Source organism: Protofrankia coriariae (assembly GCF_001017755.1).
Classification (GTDB): Bacteria; Actinomycetota; Actinomycetes; order Frankiales; family Frankiaceae; genus Protofrankia; species Protofrankia coriariae.
Map to the genome: position 1 here is coordinate 218,616 of NZ_JWIO01000002.1, position 15,180 is coordinate 233,795.

General features: G+C 71.3%; 13 protein-coding genes and 1 pseudogene. 8 read left to right on the forward strand and 6 right to left on the reverse strand.

The window, feature by feature from the left end; translation table 11 throughout:
- Window positions 1-134 precede the first annotated feature (134 nt).
- Window positions 135-983 carry an LCP family protein gene (locus FrCorBMG51_RS02000; RefSeq protein ID WP_476742086.1) on the forward strand — a complete coding sequence of 283 codons (849 nt, stop codon included), beginning with the start codon at window positions 135-137 and terminating at the stop codon, window positions 981-983.
- Here the strand turns inward: FrCorBMG51_RS02000 and FrCorBMG51_RS02005 are convergent.
- The 4 genes from FrCorBMG51_RS02005 to ppgK all read right to left on the reverse strand — a co-directional run bounded on the left by FrCorBMG51_RS02005 (window position 977) and on the right by ppgK (window position 5,041).
- Window positions 977-1,903: a YihY/virulence factor BrkB family protein gene (locus tag FrCorBMG51_RS02005; protein WP_235433237.1), complete on the reverse strand. Its 927-nt coding sequence runs from the start codon at window positions 1,901-1,903 to the stop codon at window positions 977-979. The two genes, FrCorBMG51_RS02000 and FrCorBMG51_RS02005, sit on opposite strands and share 7 nt — an antisense overlap.
- A 436-nt stretch (window positions 1,904-2,339) precedes the next feature.
- Window positions 2,340-2,543: a DUF7455 domain-containing protein gene (locus tag FrCorBMG51_RS02010; protein WP_013874748.1), complete on the reverse strand. Its 204-nt coding sequence runs from the start codon at window positions 2,541-2,543 to the stop codon at window positions 2,340-2,342.
- 88 nt (window positions 2,544-2,631) lie between these two features.
- Window positions 2,632-3,930, reverse strand: coding sequence for a septation protein SepH (gene sepH / locus FrCorBMG51_RS30355; protein WP_047221407.1), 1,299 nt, complete (start codon window positions 3,928-3,930; stop codon window positions 2,632-2,634).
- 286 nt (window positions 3,931-4,216) lie between these two features.
- A complete protein-coding gene (gene ppgK, locus FrCorBMG51_RS02020) occupies window positions 4,217-5,041 on the reverse strand; it encodes a polyphosphate--glucose phosphotransferase (protein WP_047221408.1) in 825 nt (274 codons plus the stop codon).
- Between the two features lie 274 nt (window positions 5,042-5,315).
- Between ppgK and moaA the strand changes: the two genes are divergently transcribed.
- The 3 genes from moaA (at window position 5,316) to FrCorBMG51_RS29230 (ending at window position 7,228) form a co-directional block, all read left to right on the forward strand.
- Window positions 5,316-6,302 carry a GTP 3',8-cyclase MoaA gene (moaA, locus tag FrCorBMG51_RS02025; protein ID WP_047221409.1) on the forward strand — a complete coding sequence of 329 codons (987 nt, stop codon included), beginning with the start codon at window positions 5,316-5,318 and terminating at the stop codon, window positions 6,300-6,302.
- A 78-nt stretch (window positions 6,303-6,380) separates the two neighbouring features.
- Window positions 6,381-6,950, forward strand: coding sequence for a molybdenum cofactor guanylyltransferase (gene mobA / locus FrCorBMG51_RS29225; protein ID WP_476742087.1), 570 nt, complete (start codon window positions 6,381-6,383; stop codon window positions 6,948-6,950).
- Entirely contained in the window at window positions 6,947-7,228 is a 282-nt protein-coding gene (locus tag FrCorBMG51_RS29230; RefSeq protein WP_047221487.1) for a DUF6457 domain-containing protein, read from the forward strand. Before mobA ends, FrCorBMG51_RS29230 begins: the two co-directional genes overlap by 4 nt.
- On the opposite strand, the gene FrCorBMG51_RS02040 is transcribed toward FrCorBMG51_RS29230, so the two are convergent.
- Together FrCorBMG51_RS02040 and FrCorBMG51_RS02045 are read right to left on the reverse strand one after the other, a co-directional pair.
- Window positions 7,225-7,617, reverse strand: coding sequence for a hypothetical protein (locus tag FrCorBMG51_RS02040; RefSeq protein ID WP_086055196.1), 393 nt, complete (start codon window positions 7,615-7,617; stop codon window positions 7,225-7,227). The two genes, FrCorBMG51_RS29230 and FrCorBMG51_RS02040, sit on opposite strands and share 4 nt — an antisense overlap.
- A gap of 214 nt (window positions 7,618-7,831) precedes the next feature.
- Complete coding sequence (locus FrCorBMG51_RS02045) at window positions 7,832-8,629, reverse strand: DUF5995 family protein (RefSeq protein ID WP_476742082.1); 798 nt, start codon at window positions 8,627-8,629, stop codon at window positions 7,832-7,834.
- A 239-nt stretch (window positions 8,630-8,868) separates the two neighbouring features.
- Here FrCorBMG51_RS02045 and FrCorBMG51_RS02050 point away from each other — a divergent pair.
- The 4 genes and pseudogenes from FrCorBMG51_RS02050 to FrCorBMG51_RS02060 form a co-directional block, all read left to right on the forward strand.
- A pseudogene (locus FrCorBMG51_RS02050) lies at window positions 8,869-10,368 on the forward strand (sensor domain-containing protein); the annotation flags it as partial.
- Window positions 10,369-10,429: 61 nt separating this feature from the next.
- Window positions 10,430-11,434 carry a putative bifunctional diguanylate cyclase/phosphodiesterase gene (locus FrCorBMG51_RS24565; protein ID WP_268760513.1) on the forward strand — a complete coding sequence of 335 codons (1,005 nt, stop codon included), beginning with the start codon at window positions 10,430-10,432 and terminating at the stop codon, window positions 11,432-11,434.
- Window positions 11,435-11,687: 253 nt separating this feature from the next.
- Window positions 11,688-12,362, forward strand: coding sequence for a hypothetical protein (locus tag FrCorBMG51_RS02055; RefSeq protein WP_047221410.1), 675 nt, complete (start codon window positions 11,688-11,690; stop codon window positions 12,360-12,362).
- Window positions 12,363-12,415: 53 nt separating this feature from the next.
- Window positions 12,416-14,824 (forward strand): AAA family ATPase, encoded by a 2,409-nt coding sequence (locus FrCorBMG51_RS02060; protein WP_047221490.1) that lies wholly within the window; start codon window positions 12,416-12,418, stop codon window positions 14,822-14,824.
- Window positions 14,825-15,180: the final 356 nt, after the last annotated feature.

The following is a 15,180-nucleotide window of genomic DNA, read 5'->3' on the forward strand; positions in this document are numbered from 1 at the left end:
CCGGCCGGCGGCCGGACGGGGCCGGCGGCGCTACCCGCAACATCCTGCTCGTCGGCTCGGACAGCCGCACCGGTACGGCCGGGGAGTTCGGTGAGGTCGAGGGGCAGCGGTCGGACACCACGATCATCGCCCATCTGGACGCGGACGGCTCCACCACGCTCGCCTCGTTCCCCCGGGACCTGTGGGTGACGATCCCCGCCTACACCGACTCCACCGGTCGCTCCCACAAGGCGCAGCAGTCCAAGCTCAACGCCGCGTTCGCGCTGGGCGGGCCGTCCCTGCTGGTACGGACCATCGAGACGCTGACAAAGATCCGCATCGACCACTACCTACAGATCGACTTCGTCGGCTTCCAACGGATGACGGACGCCCTCGGCGGGGTGACCGTGTGCGTGAAAGCGCTGCCGGGCGGGAGCCGGAGCAACCTCGACGACAAGATGTCGGGCTGGCACGGTCACGTCGGCGACAACACGGTCAACGGCGAGCAGGCACTGGCCTTCGTCCGCCAGCGGTACGGCCTGCCCGAGGGCGACCTCGACCGGATCCGGCGTCAACAGCAGTTCATCGGCGTGATCTTCCGGTCGGCTACCAGCACCTCGACCCTGGTCAACCCGGTCCGGCTGACGTCCCTGCTGGACGCGGCCACCTCGTCCGTGACCGTCGACGCCGGCACCTCCCTGACCGACCTGCAGCCGCTCGCGGTCCGGCTGCGCGGCGTGGGCAGCGGGGGTGTCCGCTTCGAGACCGTCCCGGCGTCACCCGGTCAGGCCGGCGGCCAGTCCGTGCTGCGCACCGACCCGGACAAGCTGGCGGCCTTCCTGGCGGACCTCTCCGGCCGGCGGCAGCCCGCCGCGNGGCAGCCCGCCGCGCGCGCCGCGGGCATCGACGGTGACGCACTGGCCGCTCCGGGCGGGCCGGCCATCACCCTGGTGGCCGCCACGGCCGCGGCGGCTGACGCCACCGCGGGATCGTGCACCTACTGAGCCGCTGGCCGCCGCTGGTGGGGAGGTAGGCCGCTGTCCGCCGACGGCGGGGTGCGGCCGCTGTGCTCGTCGATGGCGGCGTTCAGTTCGGCGCCGAGCAGGACGGCCAGCGCCGTGATGTAGAAGAACAGCAGCGCGGCCACGGGCGCCGCCACCGAGCCGTAGATCAGTTCGTTGCCGATGACCGTTCCCAGGTACAGCCGCAGCAGGTAGCTGCCGACGTTCCAGACCACCATGGCCAGCAGGGCACCGGGCAGCGCCCGTCGCCACGGACGCCGGGACGGCAGTGACAGGTGGTACAGCGAGGTCAGCATCGTCAGGGAGAGGACCGCGACCACCGGCCAGAACAGGACCGTCAGCAGCCAGTTGACGAGATGGTGGTGGTTGGCGTCGAGCAGCTCCGAGATCAGGTCCGGCCCGAGGACGAGTGCGGGCAGCAGGATCACACCGCTGGCCACCTGGGCCAGGTACAGTCGCAGTGCCAGTAGCCGGCTGCGTACGGCTGATCGCAGCTGGCGCTGTCCGTAGGCGATCGTGATGGTGTTGACGTAGGTCGCCATGGCCGACGATCCGGTCCACAACGACAACAGGAAACCGATCGAGATCACGTCCGGACGCCCGCGGGTGAGGATCTCGTTGATCGTGGGGCGGACCACGTCGTCGACGACCGAGGGTGTCAGCAGGTCGTCGGCGGCGTTCAGCAGGCTCTGACGGACGCTGTCGACGGCGTCCGCGCCGACCGCGTCCCCGACGTAGCCGATGGTGCCGAGGATCGCCAGTAGTAACGGAGGCAGCGACAGCAGCTGCCAGAAGCCGGCCTCGGCCGCGAGGCCGAGCACGCGGTCGCGCCAGGCGCGAGCGGTGGTCCGGCGGGCAAGGGTGAAAACACGCATCGACACCCGTCCGAGCAGGGCGGTCACCGCTCTCGGAGCCCGGGCCGCCGGCACCCGGGCCGGCGACGGTGATGCGGGGCCTGACGGTGGTACAAGGCCTGGTAGCGCGGCAGAAGCAGGATGCGTCAGATCAGCGGACCGCGACGTATCGGACGCGGAACCAGGCGTCTGGAGCACCGCGGACAGCAACCTGTTCGCCAACCACACTGGACCAACGGTACGGCCTCGGGTTCACGGCGGTTCCGGCGGTCGCCGATTGGCCCGGAACCGGGCCGGTCGGCCGCTGTCGATGTCACCAGTCGTACCGGTGTAGATACACCAGCCGTACTGGGGCATGGATAGCGGAGGCATGCCGCCGGTCGACGCGCCATGCCTCCGAGGCACATCAAAATGCCCCCGCTGACAACGTGTGATCGTGTCCGCGGGGGTCACCGGGCCGATGCCCGCCGCCGGATGGCGGCGGTCAGGGGGAGACGGTCAGTTTGTCGGTTTCGTCATGGTATTCGACGGCCACGGCTCGTAGCTTCGAGTCGTAGGACTTGGCATGGTGCCGGCAGAACAGCAGTTCGCCGCCACCGGGAAGCACGACCCGCACGTACGCCTGCGCGCCGCACCGGTCGCACCGGTCGAGGTTGGTCAGCGTCGGTCTGGTAGTGGTTCCAGTCACACCATCTTCAACAGTCTTCGTCGGGATTTGGTTCCGCCCGGCGGTGTGACGGTTCCCTCAGGTCCCTCGCGGCCGTCGACGACGGAGGTCAGGTCAGGACGCGGCGGGAGTCGTGATGATCACGGACGGCGTGCGCCGAAGACGATGTCGTCCCAGGCCGGTACGGACTTGCGGTTCTTGCGGCCGCCGGAACCGCGTTCCGTCGTTCGGCTGGCGGTACCCGTACGTCCGCCCCGGGGCGTCGAGGACGTCCGTGCGGCGGGGTCGGCCTGCCCGGCGGTGTCATCGGCGGTGTCGGTGCTGCCAGCGGTGTCGGCGCTGTCGGTGCCGCCAGCGGCGTTGGCGGCACCGACAGCATCAGCGATACCGGCCGTGGCAATCTTGGCCGCGTCGGCAAGGTCAGCGATGTCGGCGAGTTCGGCCGTGTCAGCGAGGTCAGCGATGTCGGCGAGGTCGGTGCTACCGGCGGCGACCGTTGCCGGCTCGGGAGCCGCCNCGCGGTGGGCGCGGGATGCGCGGTGGGCGCGGGATGCGCGGTGGGCACGGCGGGCACCGGATGCGGGTGGACGGCTGGTGCCTCGGTACGGGCCGTCGACCGGGGCAGCCCGTGGGTCCGCCCCCTGGCCGCGGCCGGCTGGATCGGGGTGGGCACCGGCACGGCCGCCACCGCGGGCAGCGACGCCGGCAGCGAGGCGTTGTCCACCGGCTGCGGGGGCAGTGGCACCTCGTACACGGCGGCGGACTCCTGGACCAGCGTCAGCGCGGGGGCGGCCGGACGCGCGAAGACCGGTTGCGGGGGTGGCGGCGGGGCGGCGGGCTCGGCCGGGGCCTCCGGCGCCACCAGCGCCCGGGCCGCGTCGTCGTGCGGGCGGACGCGGCGTACCACCGGATCCCAGGTCCAGCGGGCGCACCGGCTCTCCGAGGTGAGCTGGACCAGCCAGATCCCGTCCACCCGGCGCCAGGCGTCCCACTGCGCGTTCTCCGGGTCGTCCTGCACGGCCTGCAGCCGCGCGTCCACCACCTCGCCGAGGGGACGGCCGGGCGCGCCGCCGGGATCCTTCGGCAGCAGGGCGGCCCGCGCCTCCTGCACCACCCGGGCCCGTTCGGCGAGCACCGGGCCCTCATAGCGTTCCACCCGCTCGACCGCGATGCCGGCGACCCGCGCGACCTCCGCGGTGGTCTCACCGGCCCGCAGCCGGGCCTGGATCTCGCGGGGGGTCAGCGCGCTTTCCTGGCGCACCTCGTTGCGCCGCGCGCCGCGCAACGTGGCCCGCAACCGGTCGTCGACCGGCACCCGGAACTTTTCCGCGTCGGGCCCGCCGGCGGTGTCGGCGAGTACGAGGTAGCCGCCGTCCTCGCTGAGCGCGACCGCTCGCAGCTCACGCATGGCGCCTCCTCATCGGCGTGGTCCGAGTCTGCCACAGCGCGTTCGGTGACGATAGGTACCTGGGCTGCCGAGAACCCACCGTTCATCCCTACAACCACACCTTGCCATCGGTGCGCCTGTGGTGTCCCACCTCGCCGAGTCGACACGCTCTGCCGGAGTTGCCGGTATGGCGACACTACCCACTTCTGGGGATGACGGTAGCCGCGGGGCCACTTTTTGGAGACGACAATCGTCGCGAAGCCGGTCGCAGGGCTACATTTCGACGACGGCGCCCGCGGGTCGCCTTTCAGGGACGACGGCCGCCAGGGGGCCTGGTGGCGGGCGGGCGCCGGCGCGTGGGCCGGGCCGTCACCTTCGGCCGGGCCTGGTCGCTGACGCCGGCGAACAGGGCCGCGCCGACGATTCCGGCCTCGTTCTGCAGCTGCGCCGCGACGACCTTCGTGTTCACCTCGAGGCGGTCGAGAAAACGATCAGATTTTCGGCTGGCGCCACCGCCGATGATGATGAGATCCGGCCACAGCAGCGCCTCAAGCGCATTCAGATAGCGGGTGACGCGCTTCGCCCACTTCTCCCAGGAAAGATCGTCGCGTTCGCGGGCCGCCTCGGACGCCCTCGTCTCCGCGTCGTACCCACCGATCTCCAGATGGCCGAGCTCGGTGTTGGGAACGAGCTGCCCGTGCAGGAACACCGCCGTGCCGATACCGGTACCGAAAGTCGTCATGATCACGACGCCGCCGACGTCCCGGCCGGCACCGAAGGCCATCTCGGCGACGCCCGCGGCATCGGCGTCGTTGACCACGGCCACCCCGCCCGGGCTGCCTGGCAGCACCGATCCAAGGGTTGCCGCGACATCGGTGCCCACCCAGACCGGATCGATGTTGGCCGCGGTCCGGGCCGCGCCGCCCTTGATGACGGCGGGGAAAGCGGCCCCGACCGGCCCCGTCCAGCCGAAGTGCGCCACGACTTCCGCGACGGTCTTGGATATGGCCGCCGGTTGTGCCGGCTGCGGTGTGGGTAGCCGGAAGCGGGGCGCGGTGAGTGTTCCCTCGTCGATGTCGACGGGTGCACCCTTGATACCGGTACCGCCGATGTCGACACCGAAGACCTGCATGTCGCCTGTGTCCTCCTGTTACCACCGGCGCCGATATCTCTGACGCGGTATCCGCCATGCGCGGCGCGCACAGTGCCGCGGCGCGCCGTCGTGGGCACCGCTGTGCCAAGCCCTGTGTGCCAGCCCCGTGCCCACTCCACCATAGATCCGCACACCTCGTCGGCCTATCCGAGTGTGACACCGATATTCGGGGGCGGGGAGGATCATCTCCGGAGCGCTTCGGGCCGGCGTCCACGCGATCGAACATCCGTCAGGCACGGCCTAAGCTGGGCGGGTGCGCCTGCGTGATTCCCACGGCCGGGTGGCCACCGATCTTCGGGTTTCGCTGACCGATCACTGCAACCTGCGGTGTTCCTACTGCATGCCCGCCGAAGGCCTGGCCTGGCTGCCACGGGCGGAGATCCTGACCGACGAGGAGATCGTCCGGCTGGTGCGGATCGCGGTGAGCAGGCTCGGTGTCGACGAGGTCAGGCTCACCGGTGGCGAGCCGACGCTGCGGCCGGGCCTGGTCGGCCTCGTCGCCCGCCTGGCGCGGCTGCGCCCCCGCCCGCAGCTGTCGATGACGACCAACGGCATCGCGCTCGTGGGCATGGCCCCGGCGTTGCGCGCGGCGGGGCTGGACCGGGTGAACGTCTCCCTCGACACCCTGCGGCCCGGCCGTTACCAGGCGCTGACGCGTCGGGATCGGCTCGCCGACGCGCAGGCGGGGCTGGCCGCCGTGGCCGCCGCCGGGCTGGTACCGGTGAAGGTCAACGCGGTGCTGCTGCGCGGCGTCAACGACGACGAGGCGCCCGACCTGCTGCGGTGGTGCCTGCGACGGGGCTACCAGCTGCGCTTCATCGAGCAGATGCCGCTCGACCCCCAGCGCTCCTGGGACCGGGCCGCCATGGTCACCGGCGCGGAGATCCTTGCCGGGCTGCGTGGCGAGTTCACCCTCGCGCCGCTGCCCGCCCGGGGCAGCGCGCCCGCCGAGCTGTTCACCGTCGACGGTGGGCCGGGCACGGTGGGACTGGTCGGTTCGGTGACCGCGCCCTTCTGTGCCGCCTGCGACCGGGTCCGGCTCACCGCTGACGGGCAGGTCCGGTCCTGCCTGTTCGCCCGGGAGGAGACCGACCTGCGCACCCCGATGCGGGCCGGGGCCGACGACGCGCAGCTGGCGGCGTTGTGGATGCGGGCGGTCCGGGGCAAACGGGCCGGGCACGGCATCGACCAGCCGGCGTTCACCCAGCCGGCGCGGCCGATGTCGGCGATCGGCGGGTGACCGGCTGACGTGAACGGCCGGCGGACGGGCTGGGACGCGGTGGTGCTCGCCGGCGGCCTGGCCCGCAGGCTCGGCGGAGTGGACAAACCGGCGCTGACCATCGGTGAGAAGACTCTGCTCGAACGTGTGCTGACCGCGGTGGACGACGCCCAGGAGGTGATCGTGGTCGGTCCCCGGCGTCCGGTCGCGGCGTCGCGGCACGTCGTCTGGACACGGGAACGACCGCCCGGCGGGGGACCGGTCGCGGCCCTGGCCGCCGGTCTCGAGCTGGTGGGCGCGCCGTTGGTGGCGGTGCTCGCCGCTGATCTCCCGTTCGTGACGGCGGGGACCCTCGACACGCTCGTGCGGGCCGTCGACGACGGCAAGGTGCAGGGCGCCCTGCTGGCCGACCCGGCGGGCCGCCGGNNNNCCCGGCGGGCCGCCGGCAGTACCTCACCGGCGTGTGGCGGACGTCGGCGCTGCGCGCTCGGCTGCCTGTGGTCACCGCCGGCGTTCCGATGCGCTCCGTCCTGGCTGGCCTGCCGGTGCGGGTGCTGCCCGCCGACGCGCGTGTCACGCTGGACTGCGACCGGCCCGCGGATGTCGAGCGGGCACGGTGCTGGGTCAGGAGTGCCGGGTCAGGGGCGCCAGGCCAGGATGGACGGGTGAGTTCTCTTGACGACTGGGTGGTCGACGCGGCCGGCGCGCTCGACCTCGACCCGGCGCTCCTCGACGTCCAAGGGGTTCTCAAGCTCGCCCGGGAGGTGGCTCACGCCGTGGAGCGGCCCGCGGCTCCCCTGACCGCCTTCCTCGTCGGCCTCGCGGCCGGCCGCGCCGGCGGTGATCCGCGGGCGGTCCGGCTGGCCACCGACAGGGTGCTCGCCCTCGTCGCGGCCCGCGCGGGCAGCGACGCCCAGGACGCCCAGCGGCGCATCCAGGACGCCTAGCGCATCCAGGCCGGGTTGTCCTCCAACAGCCCTCGCATGTCGATGACCATCGTCTGCATGGTGAGCGGGTCGTCCACCGCTGACAGGCGGGGCAGCACCGTCGTGGCCATGTCGGTGTCGACATCCCTGTCGGCGCCGGACGGGGCAAGGCCGAGAGGGCCGGTCCGGGCCTGGTCCGGTGCTGGTGACCGGCCCCGGGCCGTGACGATCACCCGGTCCAGGCCGCCGAGCGCGAGGATCAGCACGAACCCCGGCAGCGCGAAGAGCGCCGGCCGCCACGCGGTCAGCGCCACGACGGCGAACACGACCACGACCGTGCACGCCCCGATCGTGTGGCGTTGCGCGGGTGGCAGTGCCGGGACCTTTCGACCATGTCGGTAGTGCGCCACGAGCTCAAGTGTGCCTCTCGCGGACGAATCCGCCAAAGTCCGGCCCCGTCCACCGGCAGCCGCGGCGGCCGNAGGCGCGCGGGCGGTTATCCCCCGGTGGGGGAGCGGGGGGGACAGGATGCGGCGGCAGCGGACGCCGGCACGGGCGCGTCGCTGAACAGCGACCGCAGCCCCTGAGCGCCTGCCTCGGCGCGGGTCTCGATCGTCCACGCGATCACCGCGCGTTCCCGGCTGTCGCGGGCGGCGACCAGCCNAGCCGCTCGGCGTCCCGCCAGGCGTTCTCCCGGGCGGCGACCAGCGTCGGGACGAGGGCCTCGCGATCGGTGCCGAGCCGGTTCGCCGCCTCGTCCGGCAGCGAGCCCAGCGGTGTCCCGGGCTGCTTGAGCAGGGACACCGCCACCTTCGCCAGGACCTCGTTGATCCGGTCGTGGTCGCCCTTGTGGCTGCTGCCGTCCGGGCCGGTGAGGCCCATGGCGGCGAGGACGAACGGGAGGTCGCGGGTGATGTGTGCGTGCATGCCGAGTACCAGGTCGCCGGCGGGGGAGACGGTGGGCGCCGAGGCCGCCGCGAAGGCGGTCCGCCACGCCGGTGGCACGTCGGCCAGCCTGCCGTCGGACCAGCCGTCGAACGCCCGGAAGTAGTACTCGGCGAACAGCGCGGCCTCGGCCCGGACCCAGGCGGGGTCGGCGAAGTAGTCCGGTGTCGCGACCGCGTCGCGGAACGTCTCGGTCGTGCGCAGGTAGACCAGGGCGAAGGACGCGCGGGGGTCGCAGTGGTCTTCCAGTAGTCGCAGCCGGTTACGCATTGTAGTCACTACGGCGTCCGTGCACGCTGCCGAACCGGTCGTACAGGGTGGCGGAAACGTCCCGTCCGTCTGTCGCGTCCAGGCGGGGGTGGCCGGCGTCGAGGCCCGGCTGGTCGGCACGGTCGCCCGAGCGGGTATAGCGATGATCAGTAAGCCGGCTGCAAGAGATATCGCGATTGCTGTGCGTAGCCGGATCATGGGTCTCATAGTAGCCTTATGGCTACCAGAAGTATTTACAACCCCGCGGTGAGTCGCAATACTGCTGCGCCATGTCCTCCAACGGTCACACTTCGCGTGAGATGGCTACGCTGCGCAGTTCGTGGCATCGCCAGGGTGCTGGCGGCGGATCCGCTCACCGCGGCCCGGCCGAGGACGATCCGGCGGCAGCGGGCCCTGCCGGCGCCGAGGGTCCCGCCGGCGCCGGAGGCCGTTCTGGTCCCGCGGCCATGGCAGGCCTCGCGGGTACGGATCCGCCGCCCGCCGCGGACGGTGCCGCCCGGGACATTCTCGACAGACTGCCCGAGATCGTCTTCCGGACCGATGCCCAGGGCCGCTGGACCTATCTCAACCCCGCGTGGACGGTGGTGACCGGCTTCGAGGTCGAAGCCAGCCTGGGGAAGCACTTCCTCGACTACGTACACCCGGACGAGCGCGACCACACGGTGGCGTTGTTCATGGCGGTGGTGGCCGGCGGTGCCGACCACTGTCACCACGTGACGCGCTATAGGACCCGGGGCGGGTCCTACCGTCGCGTCGGGATCCGCGCCAGTCTGCTGCGCGGCCCGGACGGCCAGGTCGTGGGCAACCTGGGAACGATCATTGATGTGACCCGCGGCCACATCGACGCCGAGACGGTCGGCGAGCACACGGCGTTGCTGGAGCTCGTCTCCGACGGCGCCCCGGTCGACGATCTCCCGATGGGGATCCTGCTCGTCGACCGCGCGCGGCGGATCCGCCGCGCGTCACCGGTCGTGGACCGTCTGATCGACGGCCGGCTGCGGGCCGGTGACCCGCTGGATCGGCTGGCCGGGCTGCTGCGGCCGTACGCCGGCGCAACCGCCCTGGAAGGCGAGTGGGGGCTGGTCGCGACGGCGATCCGGACCGAGCAGCCGCAGCACGCCTACCTGAGCCTGCGCCTGGCCGCCGGACCGGTGGTCGACGGGTACGCGCGGGAGCGGGCGCTGCGGGTGTCGGTGATCCCCGAGGTCGGGGAGTCCCGGGACCTGCTGGCGGTGGTGCTGCAGGACGTCACGGACCTGCGGCAGGCCGAACGGCGGCAGGCGGCCGTCGCCCGCCTNCAGGCGGCCGTCGCCCGCCTCGGCCAGCGCGCGCTCGTCGGGACGACGGTCGGCAGCCTGCGGCGGGAGGCCGCCGAGGTCGTGCGCGACACGCTGGGTGTGCCGTACTGCGAGGTGCTGGGACCCGTCGCGCAGCGTGGCTCGGTGATCGCGAGGGTACTGGCCGCGGACAGCCCGGTGGTCGTCGACCACGGCGTGACGCCCCTGGGCGTGCCGTTGCCGGGCGCCTCCGAGGTCTACGGCGGGGTCGGCCGGGTCGCCGGTGTCGCCGCCCGCGTCGGAGCAGCCGGCCGCGGTTTCGGGCTGCTGGTGGCGTACACGACGCAACCACGGGAGTTTGCCGCGGACGAGGCGGACTTCGTCCAGTCGGTCGCCAACGTGCTGGCCGCGGCGATCGAACGGCACAACGCCGAGCAGAAGGTCCGCCGCCAGGCCCTGCACGACCCGCTGACCGGCCTGGCCAACCGGATCCTCCTGCACGACAGGATCTCCGGGGCACTGGGGGAGATCGAGCGGGACGGCGGGCGGCTCGCGCTGCTGCTGATGGATCTCGACCGGTTCAAGGAGATCAACGACACGTTGGGTCACAACGTGGGCGACGACGTGCTGCGCGAGGTCGCCGTACGGCTGGGCCGGGCCACCCGGCCCGGCGACACGGTCGCCCGCCTCGGCGGGGNTCGCCCGCCTCGGCGGGGACGAGTTCGCGATCCTGCTCCCGTCGACACCGGGGGGTGCCGCGGACGCGCTGGCGGTCGCGGGCTGCATCCGGGCGGCGCTGGCCGAGCGCATCGACGTCGGCTCCCTGCCCCTGCATGTGGACGGCAGCATCGGGATCACGCTCGCCCCCGCTGACGGACGTGATCCCGGGACGTTGGTGCGCTGCGCGGACGTGGCCATGTACCGGGCGAAGCAGCTCTCCCTCGGCGTCGCCGTCTACGCCCCGGACGCCGACCAGAACCGCCGGGAGCGCCTTGAGCTGCTCGGTGGCCTGCGTTCGGCGATCGCCGGCGGTCAGCTCGTCCTGCACTACCAGCCCAAGGTGGACCTGCGTACCGGGCGGACCACGGCGGTCGAGGCGCTGGTCCGCTGGCAGCACCCGGCCCACGGGCTGGTCGAGCCGGGCCGTTTCGTCCCCTTCGCCGAGCAGAGCAACCTGGTCAAGCCGCTGACCCGCCGGGTGCTCATGCTCGCGCTCGACCAGGCGCGGTCCTGGTGGGACGCCGGCCGGCTGCTGCCGGTGGCGGTGAACGTCTCCGCCCGGATGCTGCACGACGCGGAGCTGATCTCGACCGTGCGGGCGGAGCTGGACCGCACCGGCCTGCCGCCGCGGGCGCTCGAACTCGAGCTCACCGAGAGCGCGGTCATGGTGAACACGCGTAACGCGATGAGCGTCATCACCCGGTTACGCGGTGAGGGAATCCGGATCTCGGTGGACGACTTCGGGACGGGATACTCGTCCCTGGCCTACCTGCGTGATCTTCCCGTCCACGATCTCAAGATCGACAAATCGTTTGTGGTGAATGTGGCGCATCGCACGAAGGACTTCTCGATCGTCCGGTCGATCATCGATCTCGCTCACAATCTCGATCTTCGAGTGGTTGCTGAAGGTATCGAGTCGAGCGAGGTCTGTAGCCTGCTGCGCGACCTGGGGTGCGACGAGGGGCAGGGTTTCTATCTCGGTCACCCGGTGCCGCCCGCGGATCTCGCGGCCTAGAACTGTCTGGTGGTCGTCTGAGTGCCGCCCGCGCGATCGAACATCCCTCGGGCACGTCCTAGCATGACGGGAGGCCGAGGACGGGGTCGGGAGGAATCGGGGCGTGTTGCCCCCGTGTCGATGCCGACGCGTGCGCACTGCTTTCCCGGACAAGGTGTCACGTTGGCGCGCTGTGCTGCACCATAGGCTCAGCCTCACTACATTCTGGAGGTCGGCCGTGGGCAGGGGAAGTCGTACGCCGCTGGGATGCGCCATGCCTGTCGTGTCCGCTCTCCTGGCGGCCATCGTCGTTCTCGCCGGGTGTGGCTCCGGTCGCTACGAGTACGTGACGAACAAGGACGCGGGCACGTTTCTCAAGATCCCCAGCTCCTGGCAGCACCAGCCCATGCTCGGCCCGGCCTTCGTCGGGATAGACGCTCGCAACGTCTCGCCCGAGGCGGCCCGGGTGCTCGCCTCCCGCGAGTGGGTGGTGGGGATCGACGCGGCGGCGAAGTTCGACGACAAGAACCTCCTGCTCCCGGACGCCCAGGAACCGAAGGGGTTCGTCCAGGTCCGCCAGCTCCTGCCGGAGGAAGCGGCCACGCTGTCCACCAACGACCTGCGTAACCTGCTCATCTCCATCGACGACGCCGAGCGGGAGCAGGCCGAGGAGATCCGGCGGGATCCCGAGGGGGCCCGGCTGGCGCCGCACTTCCTGCTACTGACCGACGAGGCCGTCCGCAAGGACGGCGGTGTGCACGGTGTCCATCTGATCTACCAGCTCCGGGTGGACACCGGTCTGGTCACCATCGACCAGACCAGTCTTTTCGACCGGGATCAGACGATGCTCTACCAGCTCGTGTTCGCCTGTTCCGCCTGGTGCTACGACAAGCACGGTGCGCAGATCAACCAGGTTCAGACATCGTTCACGATCAAGCCGATCACCTGAGATTGAAGACCATGAATCAGACCTCGTCCTCGCAGCAGCCTGTGCAGCCGCCCATGCAGCCGTTCCAGATCGCTCCCGCCGACCCTCCGCCGCGGCCGTCGGGGCCGGTGCGCAGGCGGCTGGCCCTGTGGGACAGGGTGAAGTTCCTCGTCCTGATCGCGGCGCTGTTCGGGTTCGTGGTGGCCGCGGCCATGTCGGACAACCCGATCATGGCCTTCTCCGACGCCCTGCGCGAGCAGGTGTCGACGAGCTGGTGGCTGGTCGCGCTGTTCGCGATCGAGCTCGTCCGCCAGGTGCACATGTTCATCGGCGAACGCTCGTCGGCCTACTACGTGTTCTGGACCGACCGGATCTTCGGCCGCTTCGAGCGCCGCCTGCTGCGGTTCAACGACTGGAACCGCTACCGGCTGAGCCGGGCCCTGAAGTGGGTGGTGACCCTCGCGGTCGCTGCCTTCGTCTACGCCCGGATCCGCAACGACTCGATCTTCAACGCCCTCGTCACCCTCCCCGGTGACATCTGGGACGCGGTCCCGTTCGTGCTCCAGCTCGTCCTGTTCATGATGCTCGCCGTCGGCCAGTTCGTAGCGATCTTCTGGTTTCTCTCCCGCGGCGGTGTGGACGTCTACTTCCCGGAGGACATCAAGACCCGGTTCACCGACGTCTGGGGTCAGGACCACGTCCTGTCCCGGGTCAAGGAGGTGGTCTTCCACCTGGAGAAGCCCGAGGAGATCGAAAGCCGTGGCGGTTACGTGCCGGGCGGCATCCTGCTGTGGGGCCCGCCGGGTACCGGCAAGACCCTGATCGCGGAGGCGGTCGCCGGCGAGACCGGCAAGCCCTACGTCTTCGTCGACCCCGGGGCGTTCCGGGCGATGTTCTTCGGCGTCGGCGTGATGAAGGTCAAGAGTCTCTTCCGCAAGCTGCGCAAGCTGGCCCTCCGCTACGGCGGTGTGATCGTCTTCTTCGACGAGGCCGACACCCTGGGCAACCGTGGCCAGCTCACCGGCGACTTCGGGCGGGCGGCTCCGGCGGGCCTGGTCGACATCCCCGTCTTCGGGCCCGGCACCTCCGCCTTCGGGTCTGGCGGCACCCCCGTCTTCGGGCCTGGCGGCTTGGCGCACTCCTCGTGCAACGGGCTGGCCTATGCCAGCCACGGCAGCCGCCGGCAGCTCGCCGNNGGCAGCCGCCGGCAGCTCGCCGAGGCCCAGTTCGTCGTCCCCGGCGGCGGCGGTGGCGGCCAGTCGAGTTTCGACGGGACGCTGCAGGCGCTGCTGACCGAGATATCGGGTCTGAAGAAGCCCCGCGGCTTCCTCAACCGGGTCGTTCGCCGTGCCCTGGGGATGCGGCCGAAGCCGCCGCCGAAGTACCGCATTATGATCATGATGGCGACCAACATGCCGCAGTCCCTGGACGAGGCGCTGCTGCGGCCCGGCCGTATCGACCGCATCTACAAGGTCGGCTACCCCAGCAAGGAGGGCCGGGTACGGACCTTCCAGGGCTACCTGTCCAAGGTCCGCCACGACGTGGCGCCCGAGCAGGTGGAGCGGCTCGCCGTGATGAGCCCGTACGCCACCGGCGCGAGCATCAAGGACATGGTCAACGAGGCGCTGATCCAGGCGATCAAGTCGGGCCGGGAGGTCGTCACCTGGCCGGACCTGCTCAAGGCCAAGGCAATCAAGGAACACGGCCTGCCCGACGACCACGAGTACGTCGAGCGGGAGCGGCACAGCGTCGCCCTGCACGAGGCCTGCCACGCGGTGGTCATGTACCGGCTGCAGAAGCACATGGCGATCGACATGGCGACCATCGAGCGCCGGGGGGACACCGGCGGCTTCGTGGCCCCGGTGCCGCTGGAGGACAGGTTCGTCGACTGGCGCTCCGAGGTCGAGATCGACGTGATGACCTTCCTCGCCTCCATCGTGGGTGAGCGGATGTTCTTCGAGGGCGACCACACCCAGGGCGTCGGCGGGGACCTGCACGCCGCCACCGAGCTGGTCGCCCGCAGCATCGGACGGCACGCCATGGGCACCACGCTCACGTCACGCCCCGCACTGGCCTCCGGACTGGGCAGCAACCCGGCCTACTCGGGCAGCAGCCCGGGCTACCTCGGCGGCACGTTCGTCGCGGAGGTGGAGGCCAAGCTGCAGGAGCTCTACGCGCGCACCGAGACGATCCTGGAGGCCAACCGCCGGGAGATCCTCGCGGTCACCCACGCGCTGGAGACGAACAAGACCATCACCGGCGAGGACGTGGAAGCGATCATGGAGGGCACGCCCGGCCCCACCGTGGACGGGCGCCGCTACCACGAGCCGGACTTCCTCTCCCTCGCCGAGGAGTACCACTCCAGCGCGGTGCTGGCGCACCGTGGCCAGCGCGTCGAGCAGCTGCGGCTGCCGGACCTCACCGGCAAGGCCGCGGCCACCCCGGCGTCCGAGGGCCCGTCGGCCGCCCCCGCGTCGGCCTGAGCTGGTACGCGCTGTCGAGGCGGGCGGCCGCGGGTCGCGCGGGGCGCGTGGGCCGGGCCACCGGCAGGATCCCCGGGAGACACCCTTCCCGGGGACGAGGCCCGCTGGCGGGTGCTAGAGTCCGAAATGTGCGCTCCTGGTTAGTCATGTCGTGCGACATGCGGGAGTGCCCGGCGCGCCTGTTCGTGGACAAGACCTTTGTGGACGAGGTCTTTGTGGACGAGGTCTGTTGTCCCGCCTGACGGCCGTTGGTGATGTTCGAAATCCATGTGGCCGTGACCCGGCGGTCGCGTCCGTCCCGGTATGAGTGCTAACGCGGCCTGTCCGGCGCAGCCGCCCATTTCCGGGGAGGATCA

What these genes read in the sequence shown, in the direction of transcription:
- ppgK (WP_047221408.1), bottom strand. Translation starts at nt 5,041, where the DNA reads ATGCAGGTCTTCGGTGTCGACATCGGCGGTACCGGTATCAAGGGTGCA.
- FrCorBMG51_RS02055 (WP_047221410.1), top strand. Translation starts at nt 11,688, where the DNA reads ATGCCTGTCGTGTCCGCTCTCCTGGCGGCCATCGTCGTTCTCGCCGGG.